Source organism: Salinimicrobium oceani (genome assembly GCF_012037645.1).
Map to the genome: position 1 here is coordinate 1 of NZ_JAAVJR010001261.1, position 337 is coordinate 337.

The following is a 337-nucleotide window of genomic DNA, read 5'->3' on the forward strand; positions in this document are numbered from 1 at the left end:
GTTTTAATTTTACCAGGGTAGTTAATAATTCTCTTGCGTTACCTGCTATTTTCTCTGCATCAAAAGATGCTTTTCCAATACCGGCATGAACAATACCTGTCTTATCTACTTTGAAATCGATCTTACCGGCTTTTACATCAGACACAGCTTTTGCTACGTCCATAGTAACAGTTCCGGTCTTTGGGTTAGGCATTAAACCTCTTGGTCCCAGGATACGTCCTAATGGTCCAAGTTTACCCATAACGCTGGGCAGAGTGATGATCACATCAACATCTGTCCAGCCTCCTTTGATCTTTTCAAGGTACTCATCCAATCCAACGTAATCTGCGCCGGCTTC

General features: G+C 42.7%; 1 pseudogene. It reads right to left on the minus strand.

From position 1 onward, the window contains the following. Positions 1-337, minus strand: a pseudogene (locus HC175_RS21740) (50S ribosomal protein L1); the annotation flags it as partial.